Source organism: Polynucleobacter finlandensis, from assembly GCF_018881755.1.
In the GTDB taxonomy this organism is placed as follows: domain Bacteria; phylum Pseudomonadota; class Gammaproteobacteria; order Burkholderiales; family Burkholderiaceae; genus Polynucleobacter; species Polynucleobacter finlandensis.
Map to the genome: position 1 here is coordinate 1 of NZ_JACVPS010000031.1, position 1,267 is coordinate 1,267.

Consider the following 1,267-nt stretch of genomic DNA (forward strand, 5'->3'; position numbering starts at 1 on the left):
GAACTGACCTGATTTTTAGTACCGCTCCATAAGAGAGGATTTTTGATAATCTCTCACTTAAAGGAGTGCTAAATATGGCAAAAGGCCAACGTCTCAAACCCGAGCAAATCGTCACCTTATTGCGTCAAATCGATGTTTTAACCACCAATGGCAAAACCCTAGCTCAGGCTTGTAAAGAGGTGGGCACGGTTGAGCAAAGCTATTACCGTTGGCGCAAGATTTATGGTGGTATGAAGGTCGACCAAGCTCGCAAGTACAAAGATCTGGAAGTGGAAAATACCCGGCTTAAGAAGCTCGTAGCGGACTTATCGCTACGAGAAGTGATGCTCAAGGAAGTCATTAAGGGAAACTTCTAAGCCCTGCTAAACGCAAAACAGCTGCTCAGGTGTTGATGAATAAATACTCAACATCAGAGCGCTTAGCTTGTGAATTAGTGGGGCTATCCAGAGCAGCGTATCGGTACATGCCATTACCTAGAGATGACGAAGAGCCGCTGAGAGCCGAGGTCATCCGGATGGCGAGCACCTATGGCCGGTATGGCTATCGCTTTATTGCCAGCATGATGCGTAATGTTGGTTGGGGACAAGCGACTACCGCCAAGGTCGCTCGCATTTGGCGGCAAGAAGGCTTAAAGATCCCACAAAAGCAGCCTCCTAGAGGTAGACTCTGGCTCTCCGATGGCAGTTGTATGAGGCTGCGAGCTACTGCCCCCAATCATGTGTGGAGTTACGACTTTGTCTTTATTAGAGATGCTTATGGTGGCAAGATCCGGATGCTCACCATGATTGATGAGTTCACCAGGAAATGCTTAACGATCCACTGCGCCAGAAGAATTGGCTCGATCCAAGTGATTGAACAACTGGCCAACGCCATGATTGACAACGGTATCCCAGAGTACATCCGAAGTGATAATGGCCCAGAATTTATTGCCAAAGAGCTACGCAGTTGGTTATCTGGTATTGGAGTGAAGACTGCTTACATTGAACCAGGGAGCCCTTGGGAGAATGGCTTTTGTGAGAGCTTTAACGGCACCTTCAGAGACAACCTTTTGGATGGGGAGATCTTTTACAACCTTAAAGAAGCCCAGATTATCGTGGGGGAGTGGGTCAAGCACTATAACCATGTTAGGCCACATAGTGCATTAGGTTATAGACCACCAGCACCCCAAACCCAAGTACCCAAAATCATCCAGAATCAACCCATGTTGCTGCAATGATTTACTATAGAAATACTCTCTTTGGTAGTGGACCTAAATTGACAGCAGTTC

The 1,267-nt window shown here is 47.1% G+C and carries 1 protein-coding gene; it reads left to right on the forward strand.

Going from position 1 to position 1,267, the window contains the following annotated elements:
* Window positions 1–74 precede the first annotated feature (74 nt).
* Window positions 75–1,216, forward strand: a protein-coding gene (locus tag ICN49_RS11565) for an IS3 family transposase (RefSeq protein ID WP_216168226.1) whose coding sequence is annotated in 2 segments (ribosomal slippage) — window positions 75–342 and window positions 342–1,216 — 1,143 coding nt in all. Because the reading frame shifts where the segments join, the coding sequence is not laid out codon by codon here.
* Window positions 1,217–1,267: the final 51 nt, after the last annotated feature.